26 protein-coding genes and 1 pseudogene are annotated in these 26,703 nt (G+C 67.9%); 10 read left to right on the top strand and 17 right to left on the bottom strand.

Annotated elements, in window-relative coordinates; all coding sequences use genetic code 11:
* Positions 1–117: 117 nt before the first annotated feature.
* Entirely contained in the window at positions 118–948 is an 831-nt protein-coding gene (locus V7060_RS06860) for a 20S proteasome subunit A/B (protein WP_334178495.1), read from the top strand.
* A 163-nt stretch (positions 949–1,111) separates the two neighbouring features.
* Here V7060_RS06860 and V7060_RS06855 read toward each other — a convergent pair whose 3' ends face one another.
* Positions 1,112–2,053, bottom strand: coding sequence for an alpha-E domain-containing protein (locus tag V7060_RS06855; protein WP_334178494.1), 942 nt, complete (start codon positions 2,051–2,053; stop codon positions 1,112–1,114).
* Positions 2,053–3,510 carry a circularly permuted type 2 ATP-grasp protein gene (locus V7060_RS06850; RefSeq protein ID WP_334178493.1) on the bottom strand — a complete coding sequence of 486 codons (1,458 nt, stop codon included), beginning with the start codon at positions 3,508–3,510 and terminating at the stop codon, positions 2,053–2,055. Before V7060_RS06850 ends, V7060_RS06855 begins: the two co-directional genes overlap by 1 nt.
* Before the next feature lie 183 nt (positions 3,511–3,693).
* Here V7060_RS06850 and V7060_RS06845 point away from each other — a divergent pair, with 183 nt between their 5' ends.
* The gene (locus V7060_RS06845) at positions 3,694–4,434 is read left to right on the top strand and encodes a pteridine reductase (protein WP_334178492.1); all 741 of its coding nucleotides are present in this window, start codon (positions 3,694–3,696) and stop codon (positions 4,432–4,434) included.
* 287 nt (positions 4,435–4,721) lie between these two features.
* Here V7060_RS06845 and folK read toward each other — a convergent pair whose 3' ends face one another.
* The 4 genes from folK to tsaD form a co-directional block, all read right to left on the bottom strand.
* Complete coding sequence (folK, locus tag V7060_RS06840) at positions 4,722–5,207, bottom strand: 2-amino-4-hydroxy-6-hydroxymethyldihydropteridine diphosphokinase (protein ID WP_334178491.1); 486 nt, start codon at positions 5,205–5,207, stop codon at positions 4,722–4,724.
* 3 nt (positions 5,208–5,210) lie between these two features.
* Positions 5,211–5,570, bottom strand: coding sequence for a dihydroneopterin aldolase (gene folB, locus V7060_RS06835; RefSeq protein ID WP_334178490.1), 360 nt, complete (start codon positions 5,568–5,570; stop codon positions 5,211–5,213).
* A 52-nt stretch (positions 5,571–5,622) separates the two neighbouring features.
* Positions 5,623–6,882 (bottom strand): mechanosensitive ion channel family protein, encoded by a 1,260-nt coding sequence (locus V7060_RS06830; RefSeq protein WP_334178489.1) that lies wholly within the window; start codon positions 6,880–6,882, stop codon positions 5,623–5,625.
* A 124-nt stretch (positions 6,883–7,006) separates the two neighbouring features.
* Positions 7,007–8,050 (bottom strand): tRNA (adenosine(37)-N6)-threonylcarbamoyltransferase complex transferase subunit TsaD, encoded by a 1,044-nt coding sequence (gene tsaD / locus V7060_RS06825; protein ID WP_334178488.1) that lies wholly within the window; start codon positions 8,048–8,050, stop codon positions 7,007–7,009.
* 123 nt (positions 8,051–8,173) lie between these two features.
* Between tsaD and rpsU the strand changes: the two genes are divergently transcribed.
* The 4 genes and pseudogenes from rpsU to V7060_RS06805 form a co-directional block, all read left to right on the top strand.
* Complete coding sequence (rpsU, locus tag V7060_RS06820; RefSeq protein ID WP_002808376.1) at positions 8,174–8,389, top strand: 30S ribosomal protein S21; 216 nt, start codon at positions 8,174–8,176, stop codon at positions 8,387–8,389.
* A 109-nt stretch (positions 8,390–8,498) separates the two neighbouring features.
* Positions 8,499–8,945 (top strand): GatB/YqeY domain-containing protein, encoded by a 447-nt coding sequence (locus V7060_RS06815; protein WP_334178487.1) that lies wholly within the window; start codon positions 8,499–8,501, stop codon positions 8,943–8,945.
* Positions 8,946–9,006: 61 nt separating this feature from the next.
* Complete coding sequence (locus V7060_RS06810; RefSeq protein ID WP_334178486.1) at positions 9,007–9,501, top strand: GNAT family N-acetyltransferase; 495 nt, start codon at positions 9,007–9,009, stop codon at positions 9,499–9,501.
* A gap of 85 nt (positions 9,502–9,586) precedes the next feature.
* A pseudogene (locus V7060_RS06805) lies at positions 9,587–10,414 on the top strand (YihY/virulence factor BrkB family protein); the annotation flags it as partial.
* A 22-nt stretch (positions 10,415–10,436) separates the two neighbouring features.
* On the opposite strand, the gene dld reads toward V7060_RS06805, so the two are convergent.
* Positions 10,437–12,173, bottom strand: a complete 1,737-nt coding sequence (gene dld / locus V7060_RS06800) for a D-lactate dehydrogenase (RefSeq protein ID WP_334178485.1) — start codon at positions 12,171–12,173, stop codon at positions 10,437–10,439.
* A gap of 54 nt (positions 12,174–12,227) precedes the next feature.
* On the opposite strand from dld, the gene dnaG reads away from it, so the two are divergent.
* The gene (dnaG, locus tag V7060_RS06795; protein WP_334178484.1) at positions 12,228–13,961 is read left to right on the top strand and encodes a DNA primase; all 1,734 of its coding nucleotides are present in this window, start codon (positions 12,228–12,230) and stop codon (positions 13,959–13,961) included.
* A 10-nt stretch (positions 13,962–13,971) separates the two neighbouring features.
* A complete protein-coding gene (locus tag V7060_RS06790) occupies positions 13,972–14,472 on the top strand; it encodes a sulfur transferase domain-containing protein (RefSeq protein WP_334178483.1) in 501 nt (166 codons plus the stop codon).
* Between the two features lie 144 nt (positions 14,473–14,616).
* Here the strand turns inward: V7060_RS06790 and cyoE are convergent, their stop codons facing one another.
* Genes cyoE through V7060_RS06770 form a run of 4 tightly spaced genes read right to left on the bottom strand, consistent with a single transcriptional unit; the run spans position 14,617 to position 18,044 of the window.
* Entirely contained in the window at positions 14,617–15,555 is a 939-nt protein-coding gene (gene cyoE / locus V7060_RS06785) for a heme o synthase (RefSeq protein ID WP_334178482.1), read from the bottom strand.
* Positions 15,555–16,700, bottom strand: coding sequence for a COX15/CtaA family protein (locus tag V7060_RS06780; RefSeq protein WP_334178643.1), 1,146 nt, complete (start codon positions 16,698–16,700; stop codon positions 15,555–15,557). Before V7060_RS06780 ends, cyoE begins: the two co-directional genes overlap by 1 nt.
* Before the next feature lie 22 nt (positions 16,701–16,722).
* Positions 16,723–17,295, bottom strand: coding sequence for a hypothetical protein (locus tag V7060_RS06775; protein ID WP_334178481.1), 573 nt, complete (start codon positions 17,293–17,295; stop codon positions 16,723–16,725).
* 26 nt (positions 17,296–17,321) lie between these two features.
* On the bottom strand, positions 17,322–18,044 hold the full coding sequence (locus V7060_RS06770; protein ID WP_334178480.1) for an SURF1 family protein: 723 nt from the start codon (positions 18,042–18,044) through the stop codon (positions 17,322–17,324).
* Between the two features lie 101 nt (positions 18,045–18,145).
* Between V7060_RS06770 and V7060_RS06765 the strand changes: the two genes are divergently transcribed.
* Positions 18,146–18,367, top strand: coding sequence for a twin transmembrane helix small protein (locus V7060_RS06765; RefSeq protein ID WP_162335975.1), 222 nt, complete (start codon positions 18,146–18,148; stop codon positions 18,365–18,367).
* A gap of 121 nt (positions 18,368–18,488) precedes the next feature.
* Here the strand turns inward: V7060_RS06765 and V7060_RS06760 are convergent, their stop codons facing one another.
* From V7060_RS06760 to V7060_RS06735, 6 genes are read right to left on the bottom strand one after another with little or no spacing between them, the layout of a single operon-like run.
* The gene (locus V7060_RS06760) at positions 18,489–19,367 is read right to left on the bottom strand and encodes a cytochrome c oxidase subunit 3 (RefSeq protein WP_334178479.1); all 879 of its coding nucleotides are present in this window, start codon (positions 19,365–19,367) and stop codon (positions 18,489–18,491) included.
* Positions 19,368–19,395: 28 nt separating this feature from the next.
* Positions 19,396–19,974 carry a cytochrome c oxidase assembly protein gene (locus V7060_RS06755; protein WP_334178478.1) on the bottom strand — a complete coding sequence of 193 codons (579 nt, stop codon included), beginning with the start codon at positions 19,972–19,974 and terminating at the stop codon, positions 19,396–19,398.
* On the bottom strand, positions 19,971–20,105 hold the full coding sequence (locus V7060_RS06750) for a hypothetical protein (RefSeq protein WP_334178477.1): 135 nt from the start codon (positions 20,103–20,105) through the stop codon (positions 19,971–19,973). Before V7060_RS06750 ends, V7060_RS06755 begins: the two co-directional genes overlap by 4 nt.
* Before the next feature lie 19 nt (positions 20,106–20,124).
* Entirely contained in the window at positions 20,125–21,756 is a 1,632-nt protein-coding gene (gene ctaD, locus V7060_RS06745; RefSeq protein ID WP_334178476.1) for a cytochrome c oxidase subunit I, read from the bottom strand.
* 35 nt (positions 21,757–21,791) lie between these two features.
* The gene (gene coxB / locus V7060_RS06740; RefSeq protein WP_334178475.1) at positions 21,792–22,715 is read right to left on the bottom strand and encodes a cytochrome c oxidase subunit II; all 924 of its coding nucleotides are present in this window, start codon (positions 22,713–22,715) and stop codon (positions 21,792–21,794) included.
* Between the two features lie 18 nt (positions 22,716–22,733).
* A complete protein-coding gene (locus V7060_RS06735; protein WP_334178474.1) occupies positions 22,734–23,210 on the bottom strand; it encodes a DUF2244 domain-containing protein in 477 nt (158 codons plus the stop codon).
* A 263-nt stretch (positions 23,211–23,473) separates the two neighbouring features.
* Between V7060_RS06735 and putA the strand changes: the two genes are divergently transcribed.
* A complete protein-coding gene (gene putA / locus V7060_RS06730) occupies positions 23,474–26,689 on the top strand; it encodes a bifunctional proline dehydrogenase/L-glutamate gamma-semialdehyde dehydrogenase PutA (RefSeq protein ID WP_334178473.1) in 3,216 nt (1,071 codons plus the stop codon).
* Positions 26,690–26,703: the final 14 nt, after the last annotated feature.

The following is a 26,703-nucleotide window of genomic DNA, read 5'->3' as shown; positions in this document are numbered from 1 at the left end:
CGCACCAGGAGCGGGATACCGCGCCATTGTACGGGCCGTTCCGCACGGCGGCTCCAGCCCTAGCCAACCCCGGGAGCCACGCATAGAATCGTGATGCACAGCAGCAACGGATACGCCATGACCTATTGCGTCGGCATCGAAGTCAACGAAGGCCTGGTCTTCGCCGCGGATACGCGAACCAGCGCCTCCTTCGACGACGTGCGCGTCTACCGCAAGATGCACGTGTTCGAATGGCCGGGCGACCGCGTCTTCGTGATCATGTCGGCAGGCAACCTGGCCACCACGCAGCTGACCATCTCGCGGCTGCAGCGCGATGCCGACGATCCCCACGCGAAGCAGAGCCTGCGGACGTTCTCGCACCTGTACGAAGTGGCCGAGTACGTCGGCGACATGCTGGTGGCCAGCCAGGTCAGGATGAGCGACGAAGCACAGCAGAGCGGCGTGAACGTGCAGTCCACGCTAATCCTGGGCGGCCAGATCGCCGGCGAACGGCCCGGCCTGTACATGGTCTACCCGCTCGGCAACTGCATCGCCACCTCGCCCGAAACGCCTTACCTGCAGATCGGGGAATCCAAGTACGGCAAGCCGATCCTCGACCGCATCATCCGGCCGGAAACGCCGCTGGCAGACGCGGCGCGCTGCGCACTGGTGTCGCTGGACTCCACCATCCGCTCCAATTTGTCGGTCGGCATGCCGGTGGACGTGGCGCTGTTGCGCAACGGCGACCTGAAGATCAGCCAGAAGCTGCGCCTGGAGGCGGACACGCCGCTGTACGCCGAAATCCACGACACCTGGTCGCGCAAGCTGGAAGCCGCCGTGCACAGCCTGCCGCGGTTCCCGTGGGAGCCTCAGCGCGAGACCGAACCGTCGTCCGGCCCGCTGCCGGTGATGCCGCCGCGTCGCGCGCCGTCGCGGCAGGATCCCGGCGACGCGCAAGGACAGCAGTAAGCTCGGCTTTCTGTAGGAGCGACGTCAGTCGCGACCGCACACCCTGGCAACCCGTGGCCGGCGACCACACGTAAGCCCTCGCAAGCATGCGCTCGCCGTGAACCTGGATGCATGCTTCGACCGTGCGGTCGCGACTGACGTCGCTCCTACAGATAAGCACACCTCAACCGTGGAAGTAGCCTTCCGCGATCGCGTCGTGCAGCGCACCCAGGTGCACCTGGATCTGGTCCATGAACTGCGCGGGATTGCGTGTCGCCAGCACGGCGGGATCGGCATTGCGGGTCAGGCCGATCACGCGGTTGAGATGGCGGTCCACGCCGGGGCGCGGCGGCATCGTCGGCAGCACGCTCTGCACGCGCGACAGGCAGAACTGCACGCTGCGCGGGAATTCGTTGTTCTGCAGCAGGAAGCGCAGCGCCAGTTCGGCGGTGACGCGCTGGCGCACGTGGCGGCGGAACATCTGGTAACCGGCCAGCGCGCGCAGCACGCTCATCCACTGCATGTTCTGGAACGCCTCGCGGTCGTCCTCGTTGCGCGGCGTGACCAGGCCAGAGGCACCGGCATCGATGATGCGCGTGGTCATGTCGGCCTGTTCCAGCCCGGTGCCGAGGCGCAGGAACTGGTAGCCGATGTCGCGGCTGACGTTCGCGCTCAGCAGGCCGGAGACCTTCAGGCAGCCATCGACGATGCGCTGCAGGAATTCATGCCGGTAACGCCGGCCCAGGCTGCGCTCGCCGTGCGCGCCGATATGGAGGTGCAGGTCGTTGACGGCTTCCCAGACATCCTGGGGCAGGCTGTCGCGGATGCTGCGCAGTATTTCCCGAGCCGAATCCACCGAGGTGCGCAGCGACGAGGGGTTGCGTTCGTCCAGCAGCAGGAAGCGGATGACGTCGACGTCGCCCACGCCATCGCCGGCATCGGGAAAACACGCCTCGAAGCGGCTGCCGGCACCGACCGTTTCGATCATCGGCCGCCACGCGAAACGCACCGAACGCGGCATGTCGAGTTGCAACTGGCTGCCGACGCCGACCAGGCGCGCGGTGTTCTCCGCGCGGCGCACGTAACGGCTGAACCAGTACAGGTTGTCGGCCACGCGCGACAGCATCAGGCGGACTCCTCGTCATGGTCGGACAGGTCGACGACCCAGGTGTCCTTGGCGCCGCCGCCCTGCGAGGAATTCACCACCAGCGACCCCTTCACCATCGCCACGCGGGTCAAGCCGCCCGTGGTGACGTAGGTGTCCTGGCGCGACAGCACGAACGGGCGCAGGTCGATGTGGCGCGGCGACGGACCCAGCTTGGTGACGATGGGCGCGGTGGACAGCGCCAACGTGGGCTGCGCCATGTAGTTGCGCGGATTCGCCTCGATCAGCGCCTTGAACTTCTCGCGCTGGCGCTTGGTCGAGCGCGGGCCGATCAGCATGCCGTAGCCGCCGGATTCGTTGGCCGGCTTCACCACCAGCTTCTCGATGTTCTCCAGCACGTACTTGCGCTCCTTCGCGTTGTGGCAGAGGTAGCTGGGCACGTTGGGCAGGATGGGATCCTCGCCCAGGTAGTACTTGATCATCTTCGGCACGTAGGCGAAGACCACCTTGTCGTCGGCCACGCCGGCGCCGGGCGCATTCGCCAGCGCCACCTTGCCGGCGCGCCAGCTGCGGATCAGGCCGGGCGCACCGAGCACCGAATCCGGATGGAACACGTCCGGATCGATGAACAGGTCGTCCACGCGGCGGTAGATCACGTCCACGCGCTTGGGGCCGTAGACGGTGCGCATGTAGGTGCAGTCGTCGTCGGCGACGAACAGGTCGTTGCCTTCGACCAGTTCGATGCCCATGGCCTGCGCGAGGTACGCATGTTCGAAGTACGCGCTGTTGAACACGCCCGGTGTCAGCAGCGCGATCACCGGCGTATTGCCGGGACGCGGCGACAATGCCGCCAGGGTGTCGTACAGCTGGCTGGGATATTCGTCGACCGGCAGGATGGAGCTGGTCTCGAACAGTTCCGGGAACACGCGCTTGGCCACCATGCGGTTTTCCAGCATGTAGCTGACGCCGCTGGGAATGCGCAGGTTGTCTTCCAGTGCATACAGCGTGCCGTCGCCGTCGCGCACCAGGTCCGAACCGCAGATGTGCGCCCAGACGCCGAGCGGCGGCGTGATGCCGACGCACTGCTCGCGGAAGTTCACCGAATCCTTCAGCAGCATCGCCGGGAACACCTTGTCCTTGACGATCTGCTGCCTGCCGTAGATGTCGCCGATGAACAGGTTCAGCGCGCGCATGCGCTGCTTCAGTCCGTCTTCGGTGCGCTGCCACTCGCTGAGCGGGATGATGCGCGGGATGAGGTCGAACGGCAGCGTGCGGTCGACGTTGCGACCGTCGGAGTACACGGTGAAGGTGATGCCCTGCACGCTGGCCACCACGTCGGCGGCGAGCTGGCGCTCGGCGAGTTCGCGGCCGGACAGGCCGGCGAGGTATTCGACCAGCCGGCGCGCGGCCGGTCGCGGCCGTCCATCGGCCTGGATCAGTTCGTCAAAGGTCGTGGTGCGGTACTTCGCCCAGTCCATTCGCCCTTTCCGCTGTCCCCCGCCGGCACATCCGACAGAGGGTGATGCGTCGCAACATGCACGGTGGATGTGCGCGCCGTCAAGCATCGGCGACGCGCGAGGTTCGACTCCCGCTTCCGGCGCCATGTTGCGCCATTCCGGTGCAAAGCAGGGACAATGGCCGTTCCCGTCCCGGAGCCCGCCATGTCCCCATCGCGCCGCGTCGTCCTCGTCACCGGCGCCGCCCGCCGCATCGGCGCGGCGATCGCGCGTCGCCTGCATGCGGAAGGCCATGACCTGGCACTGCATTGCCGCAGCTCGTTGGCCGACATGCAGTCGCTGGCGAACGAGCTGGAAGCCGTGCGCGCGGGCAGCACGCAGGTGCTGCAGGCCGACCTGGCCGCCTTCGACCGCCTGCCCGAACTGGTGGCGAAGACAGTCGGTCGTTACGGTCGCCTGGATGCCCTGGTCAACAACGCCTCGGCGTTCTACCCCACCCCGGCCGGCAGCGCCACGCCGGCGCAGTGGGATGAGCTGTTCGCCGTGAACGCACGCGCGCCGTTCTTCCTGTCGCAGGCAGCCGCACCGCACCTGCGTGCCGCGCGCGGGGCCATCGTCAATATCACCGACGTCTACGCGGACAAGCCGCGCGCCGACCTCGCGGTCTATGCTGCGTCGAAAGCCGCACTGCTGGCGGTCTCGCGCGGCCTGGCGGTATCGCTGGCGCCGGACGTGCGCGTGAATGCGGTGTCGCCCGGCGCCATCCTGTGGCCCGACGGCGGCATCGATGCGGACGTACAGGCGGCCTTGCTGGCGCAGACGCCGCTGGGGCGCGTCGGCAATCCGGACGATATTGCCGGCACCGTGGCATGGCTGCTGGGCGATGCGGCGGGCTATGTCACCGGCCAGGTGATCCACGTGGACGGCGGCCGGCACACGACATAGCGCCCAGTCGCGTAGCGTGCGCCATGCGCACGACCCCAGGAAGCCGTCACATGCACGCCGACCTTCGCACCGAATCGCGATCACGCGGTCGCGGGCGAGGATCATGAGGTCGTGCGCGCAGCGCACGCTACGGAACAGCACCGCCCTAGGCAATGCGCCAGGCAACCGCCGCATGCGTAGCGTGCGCCATGCGCACGACCGCAGGATAGCCGCCGGATGCACGCCGACTGTCGCGCCGGATTGCGCTCATGCGGTCGCGGATCATGAGGTCGTGCGCGCAGCGCACGCTACGGGAACGGCACCGTTTGCGGCGGCGTGGCATGGTCGGGGTGTTCGCGCCACAGCGCCGCCAGCGTGCGACCGCTGCGCGGATCGACCATGCCGGGCGCGATGTCGGCCAGCGGCAGCAACACGAACGCGTGCCTCAACTCGTCGCGCGGCAGGCGCAGGTTGCCCGGGCCCTGCAGCACCAGGTCGTCGTAGAACACGATGTCGATGTCCAGCGTGCGGTCGGAGAAGCGCGGCCCGCTGCGGTCGCGGCCATGCGCGTCTTCCAGCGCATGCAGCCAATCGTTCAACGCGAACGGATCGAGGTCGCTGTCGACCACCGCCGCGGCATTGAGGAAATCGGTGCCGTCGAACCCGATCGACCGGGTGCGGTAGACCGGCGACACCACCACGTCGCCGAAACGCCCGCGCAAGGCGGCGACCGCGGCGCGCAGATGACGTTCCGGTTCGACGTTGCTGCCCAGGCTGAGATACGCCGTTCCCATGGTTCAGTCCGGGCGCACGCCGCGTTCGATCAGCACGCCGACGTTGCGCGCACCGGTCACCGCACCGGGCTTGCTCAGCTTCAGGCGCACCCAGGCCACACCGAATTCGTCGCGGATGATGGCGGCGCACTGCTCCGCCAGCGTTTCCACCAGGCCGAAGGTCGCGTCTTCCACGAAGGCGATCAGTCGCTTCGACACCGCCTTGTAGTCCAGCGTATGCGCGATGTCGTCGCTCGCGGCCGGCACGCGGTTGTCGAACGCCATCTCCACGTCGAGCGCCACGGTCTGGCGGATCTCGCGCTCCCAGTCGTAGATGCCGATGACGGTCTCGATGCGCAGGTCTTCGATGAAAACGATGTCCATGGCGGGCTCGGAATTCGGGAGCGGGAATGGTACGCGCAATCCGCAGCCACTCTCAGCCCAATGCCGCCACGGCCGCTGCCGGCCCCTGCCACTGGCGCACGTCGGCACCCCCTGGCTGCTGGAATACCTGCAGCCCGAACTCCGGCAGGATCGCGAGCAGATGGTCGAAGAGGTCGGACTGGATGCCTTCGTACGGCCCCCACGCCACGGTGCGCGTGAAACAGTAGATCTCCAGCGGCAATCCGGTCGGCCCCGGCGGCAACTGGCGCACCAGCAGTGTCATGCCGTCGTGGATGTCGGCATGCGCGCGCAGGTATGCCTCGACATAGGCACGGAAGGTGCCGAGATTGGTGGCGCGGCGCTGGTTGACCGGTTCGCGCCCGTGGTCGGCCAGGCGCGCGTTCCATGCGTCCAGCTCGCCGTCCTTGCGCTGCAGGTAGTCGCCCAGCAGCCGGAACCGGCGCAGCCGCGCCTGCTCGTCCTCGTCCAGGAAGCGCACGCTGTTCTGGTCCAGGTGCAGCGCGCGCTTGATGCGCCGGCCGCCGGACTCGCTCATGCTGCGCCAGTTCTTGAACGAGTCGCTGATCAGTTTCTTGGTGGGGATGGTGGTGATGGTCTTGTCCCAGTTCTGCACCTTCACCGTGTGCAGCGCGATGTCCACCACGTCTCCATCGGCGTTCTGACTCGGCATCTCGATCCAGTCGCCCACCCGCACCATGTCGTTGGAACTGATGGTCACGCTGGCCACCAGCGACAGCAGCGTGTCCTGGAACACCAGGATCAGCACCGCCATCATCGCGCCCAGGCCAGACAGCAGGATCACCGGCGAACGGTCGATGAGCGCCGCGACCACCAGCACCGCCGCGATGACGAACACGATGATCTTCAGCAGTTGCAGGTAGCCCTTGATCGGCTTGTCGGCCGCATCGGGCCGGCGCTGGTAGACCTCGTTGGCCAGGTCGAGCGCCGCCGCGATGGCCAGCGCGACCGTGAGGATGATGAAGGCGAAGCACACGTTGCGGACCACCGCCACCAACACCACCGGCAGGTCCGGCACGAAGGCGACGCCGGTGGCCAGCACCACGGCGGGCACCACGTTGGCCAGGCGCGGGATCACCCGCAGGCGGACCTGATGGTCGCCCTGTCCCACCGGCAGCGTGGCCAGCAATCGGCGCAGTCCACGCAGCAGTACACGCTTGGTGATCCAGTTCGCCAGCCAGGCCAGCAGGATCAGCGCGCAGGCAACCACGATGGTGTAAGCCCACGGATACGGCGCGAGGCTCGCGCGCAGGGCGTCCAGGTGTTCGATCATTCCGTTACCCCTTGAGGCGGTTCATGCGCGCCCTGCAGCCTGCGTTGCGCAGGAGGACGCGTCGGTTGGCGGAGCGGACACCCTACCCGCATCGCCTTGAACCTGAAAGGAATTCGCCGGCTCGCTACGGTGAACCGACCACGGCGACCTCGGGCAGCGTGGCCATGTCCCAGCGCGGCGTGACCTTCACTTCCGCCGTCTCGTGCTGGCCCGCTTCCAGCCGCAGCGCGCCGGCGAAGGCGATCATCGCGCCGTTGTCGGTGCATAGCGACGGCCGCGGGAAGCAGGCGCGGCCGCCGCGCTTCGCCGCCATGGCCTGCAACTTCGCGCGCAGGCGCTTGTTGGCGCCAACACCGCCGGCGATGACGATGACGTCGCTGCCGGCTTCATCCAGCGCGCGCTCGCACTTGATGGCCAGCGTATCGACCACGGCGTCCTCGAAGCCGCGCGCGATGTCGGCCCGGGTCTGTTCCGACTGGTCGCTGTCGCGCCAGGCCAGCAACACCTGGGTCTTCAGGCCGGAGAAGCTGAAGTCCAGCCCCGGCCGATCCGTCATGGGGCGGGCGAACTTGAACCGGCCGGGCGTGCCCTTCTCGGCCAGTGCCGCCAGCTGCGGACCGCCGGGGTACGGCAGGCCCATCATCTTGGCGGTCTTGTCGAAGGCCTCGCCGGCGGCGTCGTCCAGCGTCTCGCCCAGCAGGCGATAGCGGCCGATGGCGTCCACCGCCACCAGTTGGGTATGTCCGCCGGAGACCAGCAGGGCCACGAACGGCGCATCCGGCGGGTCGTCCTCCATCAGCGGGGCCAGCAGGTGGCCTTCCATGTGATGGACGGCAACGGCGGGGACGTCCAGCGCCCACGCCAGTGAACGGGCCACCCCGGCCCCGACCAGCAGCGCACCGACCAGACCCGGCCCGGCGGTGTAGGCCACGCCGTCCAGGTCCGCGGTGGTCAGGCCGGCCTCGGCCAGGGTCTGCCGGACCAGCGGCACCAGCTTGCGGACGTGGTCGCGGCTGGCCAGTTCCGGCACCACGCCGCCGTACTCGGCGTGCAGGGCGATCTGGCTGTAGACCGCATGGGCGCGCAGGCCGGCGGCCCCGGGCAGACCCGTGTCGTAGACGGCCACGCCGGTTTCGTCGCAACTGGTTTCGATGCCGAGGACTTTCATGGCCGGGATCTGGGGTTCCTGGTGGACGGGGACAAGCCGGGGTGGGTTGCAGCGCCGAAGTCAGCCGCTATAATACGCGGCTCACCGGGCATGCCCGGACCGTTTACACCACCGAGATTACGTATGCCCAGCGTCAAAGTCCGCGAAAACGAGCCGTTTGAGTTTGCGCTGCGTCGCTTCAAGCGCACCTGCGAAAAGGCCGGCGTCCTGGCCGAAACCCGCAAGCGCGAGTTCTACGAGAAGCCGACCCAGGAGCGCAAGCGCAAGGCCGCTGCTGCGGTGAAGCGTCAGCTGCGCCGCAGCTCGCGCGACGTCACCAAGCGCCAGCGCCTGTACTGAGCCGCGTCGCTTCGCAAGAAGCCGGCACGCGCGAGCGTCGCCGGCTTTTTGTGTTTTTGGCGTCTCACGACCGCGTGCCACGCCCACCCCTGTTCCCCCGGAGTCCACCATGTCCCTGAAACAGCAGCTCACCGATGACATGAAGACCGCCATGAAGGCGGGCGAAAAGCACCGCCTGGGCGTCATCCGCCTGATCAATGCCGCCATCAAGCAGCGCGAAGTGGACGAGCGCATCGAACTGGACGATGCCGCCGTGCTGGCCGTGCTGGAGAAGATGGTCAAGCAGCGCAAGGACTCGGTGAGCCAGTTCGAGGCCGCCAACCGCGAAGACCTGGCCGCCATCGAGCGCGCCGAGCTGGCGGTGATCGACACCTACCTGCCGGCCAAGCTGGGCGAGGCCGAAATCCTGGCCGCCATCGAGGCCGCCGTCGCCGAAACAGGCGCATCCAGCCCGGCCGACATGGGCAAGCTGATGGGCGTGCTGAAGCCGCGCCTCGCCGGCCAGGCCGACATGGGCCAGGTCTCCGCGCTGATCAAGAAGAAGCTCGCGGGCTGAGCCTGCCACGCGGCGCCGGATACGCTCCGGCGCCGCGCCTGATCCGTGGCATCCTCGCGCCATGGACACCCCCGGCATCACCCTGCGCCCGGCCACCCGCGCCGACATCCCGCAGATCCTCGCTTTCATCCGCGGCCTGGCCGAGTACGAAAAGCTCGCCCACGAAGCCGTCGCCACGCCGGCCCTGCTCGAGACGCACCTGTTCGGCGAGCACCCCGCTGCCGAAGTCGTCGTTGCCGAGGTGGATGGCGTGCCTGCGGGCTTCGCGCTGTTCTTCGTGTCCTTCTCCACCTTCCTCGGCCAGCCGGGTCTGTACCTCGAAGACCTGTTCGTCCTGCCCGACCATCGCGGCCTCGGTCTCGGCAAGCGATTGATGGTGCATCTCGCGCAGCTGGCCGTGTCCCGCGGCTATGGCCGCTTCGAGTGGTCGGTGCTGGACTGGAACGAACCCGCCATCCGCTTCTACCGGCGCCTGGGCGCGGTCGGCCTGCAGGAATGGACGGTACAGCGCGTCACCGGCGACGCCTTGCAGGCGCTCGCGCGCGGCGATGCGTGAACATCGCGACCACGCCGCCATAACGAACTGCTGACGCCGCGCTTGGCACGCTCGACGCATGGATCGTCGAGCCCGCTTCAGCACCCTGCGCGCACGGGCGCGCATCGCAGGCGAACGCGCCAACCGCAGCCTCCCGGCAGCGCTGGTGCGTCGCTTCGTCGAGACCGACCTGATGACGCAGGCGGCATCGCTGTCGTTCTATGCGCTGCTCTCGCTGGCCCCGCTGCTGATCCTGCTGCTGTGGCTGACCGCGTCGCTGTATCCGCCTGCGCAGCAGTCGCTGCTCGACCAGATCCAGCAGCTCGCCGGCCCCAGCGCCGGGACGGTGGCCGAGACGGTCATCCGCAACGCCAGCGACCGCCCCGATGTCGGCTCGCTGGCCGGATGGTGGAGCACCGCCCTGCTGTTCGTCGGCGCCACCATCGTCTTCGCGCAGCTGCAGGGCGCACTCAACCTGATCTTCCGCACCGACGCGCAGCGGCTCAACGGCGTGATGGCGTGGCTGAAGAAGCGCGTGTTCTCGCTCGGCGTGGTGCTGGCGATCGGCTTCCTGCTGGTCGTCTCGATGGTCGCCACGACGGCGTTGCAGGTGGTCTTCGCGCGATTGCCGTCGATCCTGCCCGCGCTCGGCTACACCACCACGCTGCTGCTCTACGCGCTGGCATTCGCCTTCTTCTACCACTACCTGCCGGACCGGCGCGTGGCGTGGAAGCAGGCCTTCCTGGGCGGTGCGATCACGGCACTGCTGTTCGCCGCCGGCCGCTACCTGATCGGCCTGTATCTGGCGGAGGCCGCACCCGGCAGCGCCTACGGCTCGATGGGTGCGTTGGTGCTGTTGCTGGTCTGGATCTACTACGCCAGCGTGGTGTTCTTTGTCGGCGCGCTGATCACGGCGGTGATCGATGAGCGCCTGCACGTGCGGCGCCCGTTGCTGCCTACGCCGTCGGGCGATCCGGACCCCGCACCGCATCCGGCGCCGCCCAGTGGCGACATTTCGATGTCTGGCCGATCCCCGGATTGAAGCTGTTGGTGGGATCCAGCGCGCGATAGAACCCGGCCAGCGCCGGCTTGGCGCGATAGAGGTGGCCGACGTTGTGCTCGGCGGGGTATTCGGCGCCGCGCGCATCGAGCAGGTCCCACAGGCGATGTTCCACCGCCAGCGGATCGACGCCCTTTTTCACGATGTAGTCCTGGTGGAACACGTGGCAGAAGAAATGGCCGTAGTAGAGCCGCGCCACCATCGTCGTGGCGACCTCGGCCGGTAGCGTCTCCACCCACGCACGGTCGTCGCGGCGCAGGGCGATGTCCAGCGCGACGATGTCTTCGACCTGCGCGGCGTGCACGGCGCGATAGCGCACGGCTGCCCCGGCGACCGCGAAGCGCAGCAGGAAGGCCTTGCGACCTTCGTCCGCATCGCAGGCGAAGAAATCACCCTCGCGTTCACCGAAGAAGCGATCGAGGAATGCCCGCGTCGCCTCCGCATCGCGAGTCGAGACTTTCAGCAGCAGATGGTGTTCGTAGCGGTCGCGGTACGCGCGCAGCCGGGGCGCCAGATGGTCCGGCAGCAAAGCGGTCAACGACTGCAACACGCGGTCCGCCAGGCCCGGCACGCCGAACCGTTCGCACCAGCCATCGACGCGACTCTTCATCGCGAAGACCGCGGGCACCTTGCCGGTGCCGAAGCGGTCGATCAGCAGGAAGGTGTCCTTGCCATAGCGGTCGCCGATGTCGAAGGCGTCGCGATGCAGGTATTCCCCGGCGATCGGCAGGCGCTCGAATGCGGTCAGCAGATGGCGGCGCACCTCGGTGAGATCGTCCGGATCGTTGCTGCCGATGTAGAAAACGGAGGCCGCGTCCTGCTCGAACGTATCCAGCCGCACGGCGAACACCGCCAGCCGTCCCGCGCAGCCCGACGCCTCGTGCAGGCGCGAGGGATCGGCGTTGTAGCGCGCGGGCGTGGGCGCGTCGATCTGGCGCACGTGGTCGGCGTAGTACGGATCCGACGCCGCCTGCGCCGGATCGTGGACGATGGCATCCGCGCCGTAGTCGCCGGACTGCAGGCGTGACAGGATCTGTTCCGGCGTGTCGCCCAGCGCGATGCCGAGATGGTTGACCAGCCGCAGCACGCCGTCCTCGCCCAGCTGCGCGTACAGCGCAAGTTCGGTGTAGGCCGGACCACGCCGCACCAGCGCACCGCCGGAGTTGTTGCAGACGCCGCCGAGCACGGAGGCGCCGATGCAGGAGGAACCGATGACCGAATGCGGTTCGCGACCCAGCGGCGCCAGCTGCTTCTCCAGCACGTCCAGCGTCGCGCCCGGCAGGCAGACGACCTGGCGTCCCTCGTCGATCAGCTGCACGCCGGTCAGGCGTCGCGTGCTGACCAGCACGATGCTGCGATCGTAGCCATTGCCATCCGGCGTGGAACCGCCGGTCAGGCCGGTATTCGCCGCCTGCATCAGCACGATGCGTCCCGCGGCCACGGTGGCCTGCAACACCCGCCACAGCTCCAGCAGCGTGCCCGGGCAGGCGACCGCGAGCACCGGTCCGTCGCCGAAGCGATAACCCTTGCGGTAGCGCCGCGTGGCGCGCTCGCCGGTCAGCACATGCGAGCGGCCGACGGCTTCGCGGAGCTTCGCCAGCAGGGCGTCGTCGGAAGGGACATGAATGGACATGGCCGCATGGTAGCGCGGCGGCTCTGCGGCCCGCCGTGGCATCCTATGCGTCCCATGGCCCGCATCCCCGACGCCTTCATCGACGAACTGCTCGCCCGGACGGATATCGTCGAGGTGGTGGGCGGACGCGTGCCGCTGAAGCGGCAGGGCAAGGAATACTCGGCCTGCTGTCCGTTCCACGATGAGCGCTCGCCGTCGTTCACGGTGTCGCCGACCAAGCAGTTCTATCACTGCTTCGGCTGCGGCGCCCACGGCACGGCGCTGTCGTTCCTGATGAACTACGACCGCCTCGAGTTCCTCGACGCGGTGGAGGAACTGGCGCGCCGCACCGGCATGGAAGTGCCGCGCGAGACGCAGCAGCGCAACGAAAACAACGACACCAAAGACCTGTTCAATGCCCTGGAGGCGGCCGCGCGCTTCTTCCAGCGCAACCTGGACGGCAGCGAAAAGGCGAAGACCTATCTCGATGGCCGCGGCGTGGACGCGGCGATCCGCACCCAGTTCATGATCGGCTACGCGCCGGACGGCTATTCCGCGCTGAAGGATGCGCTCGGCACGGACGAGCGGCGCATGAAGCTGCTGGACCGCGCCGGCCTGTTCTCGAAGAACGACCGCGGCCACGTCTACGACAAGTTCCGTGACCGGGTGATGTTCCCGATCCACGACCGGCGCGGCCGGGTGATCGCGTTCGGCGGCCGCGTGCTGCAGAAGGACGACGGCCCGAAGTACCTCAACTCGCCCGAGACCGCGCTGTTCCACAAGGGCCGCGAGCTGTACGGCCTGTGGCAGGTGAAGCAGGCCAACCAGAAGATCGCGCGGCTGGTGGTGGTCGAGGGCTACATGGACGTGGTGTCGCTGTTCCAGTACGGCGTGACGGAGGCCGTCGCCACGCTCGGCACGGCGACCACGCCGGAACATGCGGAGCTGCTGTTCCGCAACGCACCGGACGTCTACTTCTGCTTCGACGGCGACGCCGCCGGCCAGCGCGCCGCGTGGCGTGCGCTGGAATCGGTGCTGCCGCGCATGAAGGATGGACGGCAGACGTTCTTCCTGTTCCTGCCCGATGGCGAAGACCCCGACACCATCGTGCGGCAGGAAGGCGCCGCCGGGTTCGACGCACGCCTGCAGCAGGCGACGCCGCTGTCGCAGTTCTTCTTCGACGAACTGGCCAAGGACATCAAGCTGTCCACGCTCGACGGCAAGGCGCGCCTGGCGGAACGTGCGCGTCCGCTGCTCGCGCAGATTCCCGACGGTGCGTTCGGCGACCTGATGCGCCAGCGCCTGACCGAGATCACCGGTGTCGGTGCCGCGACGGCTTCAAGCCCCGCATCGCCGCCCGCGCCGGCGCGTCGTGCATCCACGTCGCCGCCGGGGCAGAAGCCCAGCCTGGTCCGCAGCCTGATCGTACGGCTGCTGCACAAGCCTGCGCTGGCGCTGGCCATCGAATCCACGCACGGCTTCTCCGCGTTGCGCCTGGCCGGCATGGACCTGCTACTGGAACTGGTCGAGCTGGTGCATGCGCGACCCGACATCACCACCGGCGTGCTGCTTGAGCACTTCGCCGAACGCGAAGAGGCGGTGGCCCTGCAGAAGTTGGCGATGCAGGAGCTGCCGGGCGACGAGGACACATGGCGCCAGGAAGTCCTCGACGCCGCCGTGCAGTTGGAAAGACAGATGCTGCAGCAGCGGCTCGATGAACTGCAGGCCAAGCAGCGCAGCATGGGCCTGGACGACACCGACAAGTACGAACTGCGCACCCTGCTGCAGGCCCGCATCGGCCGCCACTGAGGAATCCGCGATGACCCGTTTCCCACTCGTGCTCTCCTTCCTGCTGGCGCTCGGCGCGCCGTTCGCCGCTGCCGCCGCCGACTTCGCGCAACCGCAACCCGGCCTGCACACCGGCGGCCAACCGTCGCAGGAAGATCTTGCGCAGTTGCAGTCGGCAGGCGTGCGCACGGTGATCGACCTGCGCGGCACGCAGGAAGACCGGGGCTACGACGAGGCCGCCGAAGCGCAGCGCCTCGGCATGGCTTACATCGCGCTGCCGATCGCCGGCAAGGACGACATCACGCCGGCGAATGCGAAAGCGCTGGGCGACCTGCTGAGGGCGCAGGACGGCGACGTGCTGCTGCATTGCGCCTCGGGCAATCGCGTCGGTGCGCTGCTGGCGCTGGACGCGGCGGCACACGGTGTTCCGCGCGAGGAAGCGCTGGAGCTCGGCCGCAAGGCGGGATTGAAGTCGCTGGAGCCGGTGGTGGTGGAGCAGTTGGGCAAGCCGAACGCAGCCAAGCCCTTGTAGGAGCGACGTCAGTCGCGACCGCCCGAACAAAATTGCGTGGAACCGGGATCCTGCTGACGGACGCTACGAAACCATGCACGTCACCACCGCAGTGCATGCCGGTGGCGTGCGGTCGCGACTGACGTCGCTCCTACAACCGCCGCGTCAACCAGCCGGCACGAACTCGATGCCGGCCACCGCCGCCGCAGGCCGCAGCAGCGGCATCACCCAGTGGTCCACCAGCAGGAACGCGAACAGCGCCATCAGGTAGACGATGGAGTAGTTGAATACGCGCATGGAAAAGAATTCATCCGGCGGATCCAGCAGGCGCCACGCGTACCAGAGGAACACCGCGCCGAGTACCAGCGCGCCGCCCAGGTAGAAGAAACCGCTCATGCCGAACACCACCGGCAGCACCGTCACTTCGACCAGCAGCACCGTGTAGAACAGGATCTGCCAGCGCGTGTACGTCACGCCATGCGTCACCGGCAGCATCGGCACCAGCGCACGCGCGTAGTCCTCGCGACGGAAGATCGCCAGCGCCCAGAAATGCGGCGGCGTCCACACGAAGATGATCAGCACCAGCAGCAGCGCATGCGGCCAGTCCCACTCGCCCTGCATGCCGGTCATCGTGGCCCAGCCCAGCAGCGGCGGCGCCGCGCCGGCGATGCCGCCGATGACGATGTTCTGCGGCGTGGCGCGCTTCAGGAACACGGTATAGATCACCGCATAGCCGATCAGCGAGGCGAACGTCAGGATCGCCGTGATCGTATTGACCCACAGCACCAGGATGGCCATCGACAACGCGGCCAGCACCAGCGCGAACACCAGCGCCTGCCACGGTTTCACCTGGCCCTGCACCAGTGGACGCCAGGAGGTGCGCGCCATCTTCGCGTCGATGCGTGCGTCGAGCAGCTGGTTGATCGCGGCCGCGCTGGACGCGGCCAGCCAGATGCCGAGGAAGCCCAGCGCACCACGCAGCAACTGCGCACCGTCGGGCAGTCCGTCGATGGCCAGGAACATGCCGACGATCGCGGTGAACACGATCAGCGCCACCACGCGTGGCTTGGTCAGGTCCCAGTACTGTCGGAACGTCGAGGCCATCAGTCGGGCCTGCGCAGGCGTGCGGTCAGCGAGACCATCGTGAACAGCAGCAGCACCGCGCCGGCGTTGTGCGCCACGGCCACCGGCAGCGGCAGGTTGAGCTTGACGTTGAGGATGCCCAGCGTGACCTGCGCGACGATCAGCACGACCAGCGTCAGCGACCAGCTGCGCATGCCGGGCGTGCGGAACAGGCGCAGCGCCAGCGCCAGCACGTACAGCGCAACGACCACCGCCATGATGCGATGGCTCAGCTGGATCGCGATGCGCGCCGCGCCATCGAGCACGCCGCCTTCGTAGTCCACGCCGATGCCGCGCCACAGCACGAAGGCTTCACTGAAGTCCGTTGGCGGCACCCACTGGCCCACGCACTTCGGGAAATCCATGCCGCAGGCCAGCGCCGCGTAGTTCGCGCTGACCCAGCCGCCCAGCGCGATCTGGATGCCAAGCAGCGCCAAACCGCCGATCAGCCAGCGCCGCAGCACGGTCGCATCGGCCAGCGTGATCGGACGGTCGGTCGCGCGCCACGCCATCCATACCAGCAGCGAGAACGTGGTCAGGCCACCGAGCAGATGGCCCATCACCACGATCGGCTTCAACAGCCAGGTCACCGTCCACATGCCGAGCAGCGCCTGGAAGATGATCACCGCCAGCGTCAGCGCACCGGCGCGCGCGAGATCGATGTTCGACCAGCGCAAGGCCGCGAACAGCAGGATCGCTTCGCCGAGGATCGCGAGTACCGACGCTTCGACGTGCTCGCCGTGCATGTACAGCGGAATCGCCGCACCGACCAGGCCGGCGGCGACCAGGATCTGCGCGATGCCCCAGCGCCGGCGACGTGCGGCGAGCAGGGCCAGCACCAGCACCAGCACGCCCAGCGACGCGGCGAGGTGGCGGTGCACCTGCTCGCGCCACGCCTTGTGCGTCTCGAACGGACGGATCTCGCTGGCGACGTGCGAAGCGGCTTCGTCCACCGCCTTCGGCCATGCGGCGCGGCCATAGCAGGTCGGCCAGTCGGGACAGCTGAGGCCGGCGTCGGACAGGCGCACGAACGCGCCGAACACGACGACGCACAGCGTCAGCGCGACCGCCAGCCAGGCGATGCGGTGGAAGTGTCGATAGATCACGGGGCGCGCAACGGCATTCATCATCTGTAATTCTGGCGGTGGCTCAGATGAGCTTGATCAGCTTGGCGACATCGGTGCGCAGGCCGCCGGGATCGAAGCCCGGGGCGTAGCGCAGGATGACGAAGCCGTGGGGATCGATCACGTAGACCGGTGTGCCGGCTGCGTCGTCCACCTGCGGCAGGCGCGTGCGCAGCGGATCGTCCGCGCGCACCAGGCGCAGTGCCGAATGCCGCGGCGCGTCGGCCGGGTAGTCGCCGATCCAGAGGATGTCGACCTCGGTGGCGTTGTGGCCGAACAGTTGCCACACGGTATCCAGGTCGGTGGCCAGCTTCGTGCAGGCCTGCGCGCAGCCCGGCGCCGGTGCGGCGACGATGCGCCAGCGGCGCTCCGCGGGCTTCCAGTCGTAGGTGCCGCCCTCGGCGAGCGACGGCACCAGGTCGCGCGCGTCGGCGGGGGGCTGCAACATCAGGCCATGGTTCTTGTGCCCGGCCGGCTGCCAGCCGGAGAAGCGCAGCAGGCCGGCACCGAAGACGGTGCCGAAGAACAGGGCGAACAGGGCGACGAGCATCCACCGCCCGCGACGCCGCTGGGCGGGATCGAATGGTTTTGAGTCCATGGGCGCATTTTCTCACGCCCGGGCGATCATTGCCCCTTTCGTGCGCTGCGCCGGCTGCGCCAGGTCAGCGCCAGCGCCGTGACGAACACCGCGCCGGCCAGGCCGAACCACTGCACCGCATAGCCGATGTGGCGCTCGGGCGGCAGCGTGTTGGGCAGGATGTCCAGGTCGCGGCCGTAGCCCAGCGGCAAGTCCGGATCCAGCTTCAGCAGGCGCGGCGCCAGCGCCGGCAACGCCAGTCCGCGCATCAGTGCGTCCCGCTGCAGTGCGATCACCAGCAGACTGCCGTCCGCCTGCATGGCCGGGGCCGCATGCGCGATCCCCTCCGACGGCGGCGGCACCAGCAGCCCGGCCACGCGCTGCGGTCCTGGCAGCGGCGGTACGGCCGGCATCGTGCGGTCGCCCGGTACCGGCAGCCAGCCCAGTTCCACCAGCAGCGGCACACCGCCATCGGCGGGCTGGAATGCGCGGTAGGCCCGTACGCCCGGCTGGCGGTCGCGGGTCTGGTTGTCCAGGAGGATCGCCGGGCCGGGTACGAATTCGCCCTCGCCTGCCGCCCAGTCGTAGGCCTGCGCGCGGTCCGCATCGGAGGCCAGCGCCAACGGCTGCGGCCGGCGCTCGGCCAGCACGCGGGCCGTCTCCGCCAGCATGGCGCCCTTCTGTTCGGCCCGACCCCACTGCCAGGCGCCCAGGCTGCCGAACAGCGACATGGCCAGCACGGCCAGCGTCCATCCGACCGGCAGCGGCATGTGCCGGCTCACGGACTGCGTCCGAATGTCGCACCCACCACCGGCTTACGCCGATGGCGCGATAATGCGCGCCTCACCGCCCCGGTCCCGTCGAGGACGCCATGAACGATTCGCTGAAAACCCTGCTGATCATCGCCTTCCTCATCCTCATCGTGTGGAACCTGGGCGCGGGCCTGTACTACATGCTGGTGGACAAGGGCGAGAGCAAGCGCACGGTGAACGCGCTGACCCGCCGCATCGCGCTGTCCGTCGGCCTGATCCTGCTGGTGGTGCTGGCCATCAAGATGGGCTGGATCCAGCCGCACGGCATCAATCCGGGCTGAGAGCCGTGATTCGTAATGAGTGATACGTGATTCGTAAAAGCAAAGAGCGACGGGTTCTCCGTCGCTCTCGCTGTGTGTGGTGCTTTCGCTGTCAGCGAATCACCCATCACGAATCACGAAATCACAACACGTAGACGAACAGGAACAGGCCCAGCCAGACCACGTCGACGAAGTGCCAGTACCAGGCCACGGCCTCGAAGCCGAAGTGGTCGTCCTTGGTGAAGTGGCCCTTGGCGCAGCGGAACCAGATGATCGCCAGCATGATCGTACCCAGCGTCACGTGCAGGCCGTGGAAGCCGGTCAGCATGAAGAACGTGGAGCCGTAGATGCCCGAGCCAAGCGTCAGGTTCAGTTCCTTGTAGGCGTGGATGTATTCCTCGGCCTGGAAGAACAGGAACACGCAACCCAGCAGCACGGTGGCGCCCAGCCAGATCAGCAGCTGGCTGCGGTTGCCCGCCTTCAGTGCGTGGTGGGCGATGGTGATGGTCACGCCGGAGGTCAGCAGGATCAGCGTGTTGAGCAGCGGCAGGCCCCACGCCGGGATGGTCTGGAAGTGACCACCCACCTGGCCCGGACCGGCGCTCGGCCATGCCGCCGAGAAGCCTTCCCACAGCAGGCTGTTGGTCATCACGCCATCGCCTTCGCCGCCGAGCCACGGCAGCGACAGCGTGCGGGCGTAGAACAGCGCGCCGAAGAAGGCGGCGAAGAACATCACTTCCGAGAAGATGAACCACACCATGCCCATGCGGAACGACACGTCCACCTGGCGGTTGTACTGGCCGCTCACCGATTCGCGGATCACGTCGCCGAACCACATGAACAGCGTGGCGCACAGGCCGGCGACGCCGGCATAGAACGTCCACATGCCCCACGCAAGGTCGTTGAGCCAGCTGGCCACGCCGAACATGGTGATGAACATGGCGATGGAGCCTACGAACGGCCACTTGGAGCTGTGCGGCACGAAGTAGATGTTGGCGTCTGGCGATGGGGCATTTGCCATGGCGATGCTTCCGGTTGCTAAGGCGTGATCAGGGTGCCGCGAGCGGCGAAGGCGACGCCGTGCCCGTGCCGATCTGCGCGGTCAGGGCGTCGTTCTTGAAGAAGGTGTACGACAGGGTGATCGTCTTCACTTCCGCCGGCAGGTCCTGATCCACGATGAAGCGGACCGGCATGTCGCGGCTTTCGCCGGGCTGCAGGGTCTGGGCGGTGAAGCAGAAGCACTCCGTCTTGGTGAAGTAGCCGGAGGCGCGCGCCGGCGCCACCGACGGCACCGCGCTGCCCACGACGGCCTTGTCGCTGTCGTTGCGCGCGAAATACTTGGCCTCGTACAGCTCACCGGGCACGACCTGCATGGTCAACTGCTCCGGGTTGAACGCCCAAGGCAGCCTGGAGTTCACGCCGCCGTCGAACTGCACGGTGACCGTGCGCTTCGCCTTGGCGGCGGCGACCGCCGCGGCCTGGCCGGGACCCTGCTCCAGGCGGATGCCGAACACCTTCTCGCAGGCGATGCGGTACAGCGGCACCAGCGAGAACGTCAGCACGAACACGGCGACTGCCACGCCCACCAGCTTGAACAGCCCCGCCGAATTGGACTTCGCCGCGCTCATGCGCTCAGCACCGCGCGGCCGATGAAGGCCGCGAAGATCGCAAACGCAATGCCGCCGATCACCCACGCGGTCCGCAGCACCGCCTTGCGGCGGCGAGCGAGTTCTTCGGGCGTGAGGGCCGGGGCATTCATGGGGCGTGGCTCAGGCGCTTCAGTGGGTCACGTCGCCGTGGGCCAGATCGCCATCCTTGATGACCGGCGGCGTGGCGAAGGTGTGGTGCGGCGCCGGCGACGGCACGGTCCACTCCAGGCCCTTGGCGTTTTCCCAGGCGCGCGCTTCGGCCTTCTTGCCGTTGCGCAGCGAGGACCACAGGATCGCGGCCATGATGAACGGCGTGGCGAACATGCCGAACGCGCCGATCGAGCTGACGAAGTTCCAGTCCGCGAACACCGGGTTGTAGTCCGGGATGCGGCGCGGCATGCCGGCCAGGCCCAGGAAGTGCTGCGGGAAGAACAGCAGGTTGACGAACACGATCGTCCACCAGAAATGGAACTTGCCCCAGAACTCGTTGTACATGCGGCCGGTCCACTTCGGCCACCAGTAGTACGTCGCCGCGATGATGGAGAACAGCGCGCCGGTCACCAGCACGTAGTGGAAGTGCGCCACCACGAAATAGGTGTCGTGGTACTGGAAGTCCGCGGGGACGATCGCCAGCATCAGGCCGGAGAAGCCGCCAATGGTGAACAGGATCACGAAGCCCACGGCCCACAGCATCGGCGTCTCGAAGGACAGCGAGCCGCGCCACATCGTGCTGACCCAGTTGAACACCTTCACGCCGGTCGGGATCGCGATCAGCATGGTGGCGAACATGAAGTAGATCTCGCCGCCCAGCGGCATGCCCACCGTGAACATGTGGTGCGCCCACACGATGAACGACAGGAACGCGATCGACGCGGTCGCGTACACCATGGCCTGGTAACCGAACAGCGGCTTGCGGCTGAAGGTCGGGATGATTTCCGACACCACGCCGAACGCCGGCAGGATCATGATGTAGACCTCGGGGTGGCCGAAGAACCAGAAGATGTGCTGGTACATCACCGGGTCGCCGCCGCCGGCCGCGTTGAAGAAGCTGGTGCCGAAGAACTTGTCGGTCAGCAGCATCGTCACCGCGCCCGCCAGCACCGGCATCACGGCGATCAGCAGGAACGCGGTGATCAGCCAGGTCCAGCAGAAGATCGGCATCTTCAACAGGTCGATGCCCGGCGCGCGCATGTTCAGCACCGTGGCGATGATGTTGATGGCGCCCATGATCGAGCTGACGCCCATCATGTGGATCGCGAAGATGGTGAACGCGACGTTGTAGCCGCCCTGCAGCGACAGCGGCGGGTACAGCGTCCAGCCGCCGGCAGGCGCGCCGCCCGGCAGGAACAGCGACATCAGCAGCAGGGTGAAGGCGAACGGCATGATCCAGAAGGACCAGTTGTTCATGCGTGGCAGCGCCATGTCCGGCGCGCCGACCTGCAGCGGGATCATCCAGTTGGCCAGGCCGACGAACGCCGGCATCACGCCGCCGAAGATCATGACCAGCGCATGCACCGTGGTCATCTGGTTGAAGAACTCGGGGCTGACGAACTGCAGGCCCGGCACCATCAGCTCGGCACGGATGATCACCGACATGCCCGCGCCGATGATGAACATGATGAAGCTGAAGATCAGGTAGAGGGTACCGATGTCCTTGTGGTTCGTGGAGAAGAACCACCGGTCGATGAAACCCTGCGGGTGACCGTGATGATCGTCGTGCCCGTCATGATGGGAATCGTGGGCGACGCTGGAGTTGGCCATGTGCTTACTCTCTTGCAGCTAATGCGGGCGATCGATCAGCCCTGCGCCGACGGCGCGGGGGTCTCGGCGGTGGGAGCGGCGGCAGCGGCCGGGGCCGGCGCGGCCTCTTCAGCAGGCGCGACCGGCGCGGGTTCGGCGGCCGGGGCGGGCTTCTTCGAGGCCAGCCACTGCGCGAACTCGTCCTTCGGCACCGCCTTCACCACGATCGGCATGAAGCCATGGTCCTTGCCGCACAGCTCGGCGCACTGGCCACGGTAGATGCCGGGTTCCTTGATGTCGGTCCAGGCCTCGTTGACGATGCCCGGGATCGCGTCCTGCTTCCAGCCCAGCGCCGGCACCCACCACGCATGGATGACGTCGTCGGCGGTGATCACGAAGCGGATCTTGGTGTCGGTCGGCAGCACCAGCTGGTTGTCGACGTCCAGCAGATAGTGCGGGTTCTTGACCAGGTCAGGGCGCTCGCCGCTCTGGCGGATGCGGTCGGACTCGCGGTCCAGGCGGCTGGTGAAGGACACGTCCTCGCCCAGGTACTCGTACTTCCACATCCACTGGTAGCCGGTGACCTTGACGGTCATCTCGGCGTCGCGGGTGTCGTACATGGCGATCAGCTTGGTCGTTGCCGGCCAGGCCATGACCACGAGGATCAGCACCGGGATGACGGTCCAGATGATCTCGGCCGTGGTGTTGTGGCTGAACTGCGCCGGCACCGCGCCCTTGGAGTGGCGGAACTTGAACATCGCATAGCCCATCGCGCCGAACACGATCAGGCCGATCACGATGCAGACCCACAGCGCGATCATGTGCGCGTCGTAGGCATGCTGCGAGGACGAGGTCACGCCCTTGCCCATGTTCAATTGCCAGCGGTGCGGGTCCGCCGACTGCGCCCAGGCCAGCGCCGGCATCGCCAGCAGCGTGCACGCCGTCGCCAACCGCTTCCACATCCCATTCACTTGCGTCATTGCCTAGACCCCAATGCGTCATCGGTTGCGGCCACTCGCGGCCGCCAGTAAATCCTGCAACGTGTCCGCCAGCGCCCGCCGCTCGGCCGGTCCCAGGAAATCGCCTACCCGGACCTGCCTGCCGCTGGATGCCAGCGAAATCCTTTCGCTTCCCCGCTCGATGCCCAGGCGAACCCAGTACGGGTGCGCACGGAACACCATCCCAGCCCCGGAGGTGATCACCTCCACTGCATCGGGACCGATGCGGATCTCCTCGCCCCGTTCGCCACTTCGCCACAGCACGCGCAGCGCCGTGGCCACGATGGCCGAATGGAGCAATGCAAAGGCTGGCGCGAAGGCATTGCCTCCCCACCAGCCCAGCATGGCGACGATCCACATCGCACCCGACAGCGCCACGAACAACATCACGAACTGGCGGCGCGTCAGCGCCCGCGGCGGCCGCAGCCTGAGCTGCGCGCCGTGTCCGTCCCACGATGACGGCACCACTTCGATCATGTCGCCCGCCACACGATCCGGGCTGCGGAAAACCGTCAAATGGTAGCTCCCGAGCACACGATGCGGCAAGTTTCATTGATCGAGGACAAGGCGCGACGGCGCATCCGCCGTTGCTCAGGACGGCCTGGCGAGCGCATTCCGCGACCCCCGTCACCGCCCGGCGAAGGCGCCCGCAGGGCACACGCCAAAGCGGCATGGCGGGCATATCCGGGCCGCCCGCACGGCCCTAAACTAATGGACTGCCTTTGGACTGCCCTACCGTCATGTCGACCCCTTCGCCCGTCCCGTCGCCCGCCGCTCCGCCGGCTGGCGGCATCGTCTCCCCGGAACTCCCCGCGCCGCCACCGGCTCTCCGGGCCGCCATCACGGCGGCCTGGCTGTGCGACGAGACCGAGCATGTCCGCGAGTTGCTGGAGCAGGCCCGCCTGCCGGCCACCGAGCAGGTCCAGGCACAGAAGCTGGCCGTGGACCTGGTGAAGCGGGTCCGCGCCCGCGCGCAGGACCAGGGCGCCATCGAGGCCTTCATGCGCCAGTACGACCTGGGCAGCGAGGAAGGCGTGCTGCTGATGTGCGTGGCCGAGGCGCTGCTGCGCATTCCGGACCAGGAAACCGCCGACAAGCTGATCCGCGACAAGCTGGGCGACGCCGACTGGGAACGCCACCTGGGCCAGAGCGATTCCGTGCTGGTCAATGCCTCCACCTGGGGCCTGATGCTGACCGGCAAGCTGGTCAACCTGAACGACCTGACCCGTGCCGACGTGCCGGGCGCGTTCAAGCGCCTGGTCGGCCGCGTCGGCGAACCGGTGATCCGCCTGGCCGTGCGCCAGGCCATGCGCATCATGGGCCACCAGTTCGTCATGGGTCGCACCATCGACGAGGCACTGGCGCGCAGCCGCAAGGGCGAGAACGCCGACTACCGCTACTCGTTCGACATGCTGGGCGAAGGCGCGCTGACCACCAAAGACGCCGCCCGCTACCTGGAGGCCTACCGCCAGGCGATCCACGCGATCGGCCGGACCGGCCCCTTCGCTGACGTGCTCGCCGCCCCCAGCATCTCGATCAAGCTGTCCGCGCTGCATCCACGCTACGAGCACGCCAAGCGCGCCCGCGTGATGAAGGAACTGGTCCCGGCCATCCTGGAACTCGCGCAGCTGGCCAAGTCCTACGGCATCGGCTTCACTATCGATGCCGAAGAAGCCGACCGCCTGGAACTGTCGCTGGACCTGATCGAAGCGACCTTCTCCGATCCTTCGCTGGCCGGCTGGGAAGGCTACGGCCTGGCCGTGCAGGCGTACCAGAAGCGCACACCCTACGTGCTCGACTTCCTCGCCGACCTGGCCCGCCGCACCGGCCGCCGCATGCCGGTGCGCCTGGTGAAGGGCGCGTACTGGGATGCCGAGATCAAGCGTGCGCAGATCGATGGCCACCCGGGCTACCCGGTGTTCACCCGCAAGCCGAACACCGACGTGTCCTACCTCGCCAATGCGCGCCGCATGCTCGACCACGGCGACGCGCTGTACCCGATGTTCGCCACCCACAACGCGCAGACCATCGCCGCCATCCGCTTCATCGCCGCCGGCCGTCCTTACGAACACCAGAAGCTGCACGGCATGGGCGACGACCTGTATGCCGAAGTGGTGCCGAAGCATCGCCTCGACACGCCGTGCCGCGTGTACGCGCCGGTCGGTTCGCACGAGGACCTGCTGCCGTACCTGGTGCGGCGCTTGCTCGAGAACGGCGCCAACAGCAGCTTCGTCAACCGCATCACCGACGAGAACGTGGCCATCGAGGACCTCGTCCGCGACCCGGTGCAGACGGTGTCGGAATTCGACAGCATTCCGCACCCGCGCATCCCGCTGCCGGTCGATCTTTTCCGGAGCCAGCCGGCTCCCATCGCCTCTTCTGACAGGAACAACTCCATGGGCGCCAACCTCGCCAACGACAACGACCTGCGCGCGCTGGCCGAGCGCATCAACGCGGCGGTCAAGCCGTGGCGCGCCGCGCCGCTGGTGCCGGGCGCAGTCGTCGCCAGCGCGGCGGTGCCGGTGACCAATCCCGCCGACCGCCGCCAGACCGTCGGCGAATGGCAGCCGGCCGACAGCGCCGCCGTCGAGAAGGCGCTGGCGAACGCCGTTGCCGTGCAGCCCGCCTGGGACCGCACGCCGGCCGCCAGCCGCGCCGCGATCCTGGAGCACGCCGCCGATCTGCTGGAACAGCGGATGCCCGACTACATCGCGCTGTGCGTGAAGGAAGCCGGCAAGACCATTCCCGACGGCGTCGCCGAGGTGCGCGAAGCGGTCGACTTCCTGCGCTACTACGCCGCGCAGGCGCGCGCGCAGTTCGGCGCGCCCGAGCACCTGCCCGGCCCGACCGGCGAATCCAACCAGCTGCAGCTGCAGGGCCGTGGCGTGTTCGTCTGCATCAGCCCGTGGAACTTCCCGCTGGCGATCTTCCTGGGCCAGGTCGGCGCCGCGCTCGCCGCCGGCAACAGCGTGATCGCCAAGCCGGCCGAACAGACCAACCTGATCGGCCATGCCGCGGTGAAGCTGCTGCACGAAGCCGGCATCCCCGAGGCCGTGCTGCAGTTCCTGCCCGGCGACGGCGCCACCGTCGGTGCCGCGCTGACGAAGGATCCTCGCGTCGCCGGCGTGGCCTTTACCGGCTCCACCGAGACCGCGCGCGCGATCAACCGCGCACTCGCCGGCCGCGACGCCGGCCCGATCGCCACGCTGATCGCCGAGACCGGCGGCCAGAACGCCTTCATCGCCGACTCGTCGGCGCTGCCCGAGCAACTGGTGAAGGATGCGATGGGTTCGGCCTTCACTTCCGCCGGCCAGCGCTGCTCGGCCGCGCGCGTGCTGTTCGTGCAGGACGACATCGCCGACAAGGTGATGACCATGCTCGCCGGTGCGATGGACGAACTGAAGATCGGCGACCCGGGCCTGCTGTCGACCGACGTCGGCCCGGTCATCGACGCCGACGCCCTGAAGATCCTCGACGATCACGCCGCACGCATGGCGAACGAAGCGCGCCTGATCAAGCAGGCGAACGCGGGTGACGACACCACGCACGGCACCTTCTTCGCGCCGCGCGCGTGGGAGCTGAAGTCGCTCGACCAGCTGCACAAGGAAGTCTTCGGGCCGGCGCTGCACGTGGTGCGCTGGAAGGCGGACCAGCTGGACGCGGTGATCGACCAGATCAATGCCACCGGCTATGGCCTGACCCTGGGCGTGCATTCGCGCATCGACGAAACCATCGACCGCATCGCCGCGCGGGTGAAGGTCGGCAACGTCTACGTCAACCGCAACCAGATCGGCGCGGTGGTCGGCGTGCAGCCGTTCGGCGGGCAGGGCCTGTCCGGCACCGGCCCCAAGGCCGGCGGCCCGCACTACCTGCCGCGCTTCGCCACCGAGAAGACCGTCACCGTCAACACCACGGCGGCCGGCGGCAACGCCTCGCTGCTGACGCTGGGCGACTGAGTTCCGCCGCCCGC

The sequence above is a fragment of the Pseudoxanthomonas sp. genome (genome assembly GCF_036845285.1).
In the GTDB taxonomy this organism is placed as follows: Bacteria; Pseudomonadota; Gammaproteobacteria; order Xanthomonadales; family Xanthomonadaceae; genus Pseudoxanthomonas_A.
Note: the sequence above shows the minus strand (reverse complement) of the source record. Positions and strands in the feature narration are given on the sequence as shown.

Excerpts from the sequence above, each read along its gene's own strand:
- V7060_RS06775 (WP_334178481.1), bottom strand. The coding sequence starts at position 17,295 with ATGGACTCAAAACCATTCGATCCCGCCCAGCGGCGTCGCGGGCGGTGG.
- putA (WP_334178473.1), top strand. The coding sequence starts at position 23,474 with ATGTCGACCCCTTCGCCCGTCCCGTCGCCCGCCGCTCCGCCGGCTGGC.
- V7060_RS06755 (WP_334178478.1), bottom strand. The coding sequence starts at position 19,974 with ATGAGCGCGGCGAAGTCCAATTCGGCGGGGCTGTTCAAGCTGGTGGGC.
- dnaG (WP_334178484.1), top strand. The coding sequence starts at position 12,228 with ATGGCCCGCATCCCCGACGCCTTCATCGACGAACTGCTCGCCCGGACG.
- cyoE (WP_334178482.1), bottom strand. The coding sequence starts at position 15,555 with ATGGCCTCGACGTTCCGACAGTACTGGGACCTGACCAAGCCACGCGTG.
- V7060_RS06845 (WP_334178492.1), top strand. The coding sequence starts at position 3,694 with ATGTCCCCATCGCGCCGCGTCGTCCTCGTCACCGGCGCCGCCCGCCGC.
- V7060_RS06810 (WP_334178486.1), top strand. The coding sequence starts at position 9,007 with ATGGACACCCCCGGCATCACCCTGCGCCCGGCCACCCGCGCCGACATC.
- coxB (WP_334178475.1), bottom strand. The coding sequence starts at position 22,715 with ATGACGCAAGTGAATGGGATGTGGAAGCGGTTGGCGACGGCGTGCACG.
- dld (WP_334178485.1), bottom strand. The coding sequence starts at position 12,173 with ATGTCCATTCATGTCCCTTCCGACGACGCCCTGCTGGCGAAGCTCCGC.
- tsaD (WP_334178488.1), bottom strand. The coding sequence starts at position 8,050 with ATGAAAGTCCTCGGCATCGAAACCAGTTGCGACGAAACCGGCGTGGCC.
- ctaD (WP_334178476.1), bottom strand. The coding sequence starts at position 21,756 with ATGGCCAACTCCAGCGTCGCCCACGATTCCCATCATGACGGGCACGAC.
- V7060_RS06735 (WP_334178474.1), bottom strand. The coding sequence starts at position 23,210 with ATGATCGAAGTGGTGCCGTCATCGTGGGACGGACACGGCGCGCAGCTC.
- folK (WP_334178491.1), bottom strand. The coding sequence starts at position 5,207 with ATGGGAACGGCGTATCTCAGCCTGGGCAGCAACGTCGAACCGGAACGT.
- V7060_RS06750 (WP_334178477.1), bottom strand. The coding sequence starts at position 20,105 with ATGAATGCCCCGGCCCTCACGCCCGAAGAACTCGCTCGCCGCCGCAAG.
- V7060_RS06790 (WP_334178483.1), top strand. The coding sequence starts at position 13,972 with ATGACCCGTTTCCCACTCGTGCTCTCCTTCCTGCTGGCGCTCGGCGCG.
- V7060_RS06860 (WP_334178495.1), top strand. The coding sequence starts at position 118 with ATGACCTATTGCGTCGGCATCGAAGTCAACGAAGGCCTGGTCTTCGCC.
- V7060_RS06850 (WP_334178493.1), bottom strand. The coding sequence starts at position 3,510 with ATGGACTGGGCGAAGTACCGCACCACGACCTTTGACGAACTGATCCAG.
- V7060_RS06830 (WP_334178489.1), bottom strand. The coding sequence starts at position 6,882 with ATGATCGAACACCTGGACGCCCTGCGCGCGAGCCTCGCGCCGTATCCG.
- V7060_RS06765 (WP_162335975.1), top strand. The coding sequence starts at position 18,146 with ATGAACGATTCGCTGAAAACCCTGCTGATCATCGCCTTCCTCATCCTC.
- V7060_RS06855 (WP_334178494.1), bottom strand. The coding sequence starts at position 2,053 with ATGCTGTCGCGCGTGGCCGACAACCTGTACTGGTTCAGCCGTTACGTG.
- V7060_RS06815 (WP_334178487.1), top strand. The coding sequence starts at position 8,499 with ATGTCCCTGAAACAGCAGCTCACCGATGACATGAAGACCGCCATGAAG.
- V7060_RS06760 (WP_334178479.1), bottom strand. The coding sequence starts at position 19,367 with ATGGCAAATGCCCCATCGCCAGACGCCAACATCTACTTCGTGCCGCAC.
- rpsU (WP_002808376.1), top strand. The coding sequence starts at position 8,174 with ATGCCCAGCGTCAAAGTCCGCGAAAACGAGCCGTTTGAGTTTGCGCTG.
- folB (WP_334178490.1), bottom strand. The coding sequence starts at position 5,570 with ATGGACATCGTTTTCATCGAAGACCTGCGCATCGAGACCGTCATCGGC.
- V7060_RS06780 (WP_334178643.1), bottom strand. The coding sequence starts at position 16,700 with ATGAATGCCGTTGCGCGCCCCGTGATCTATCGACACTTCCACCGCATC.
- V7060_RS06770 (WP_334178480.1), bottom strand. The coding sequence starts at position 18,044 with ATGCCGCTGCCGGTCGGATGGACGCTGGCCGTGCTGGCCATGTCGCTG.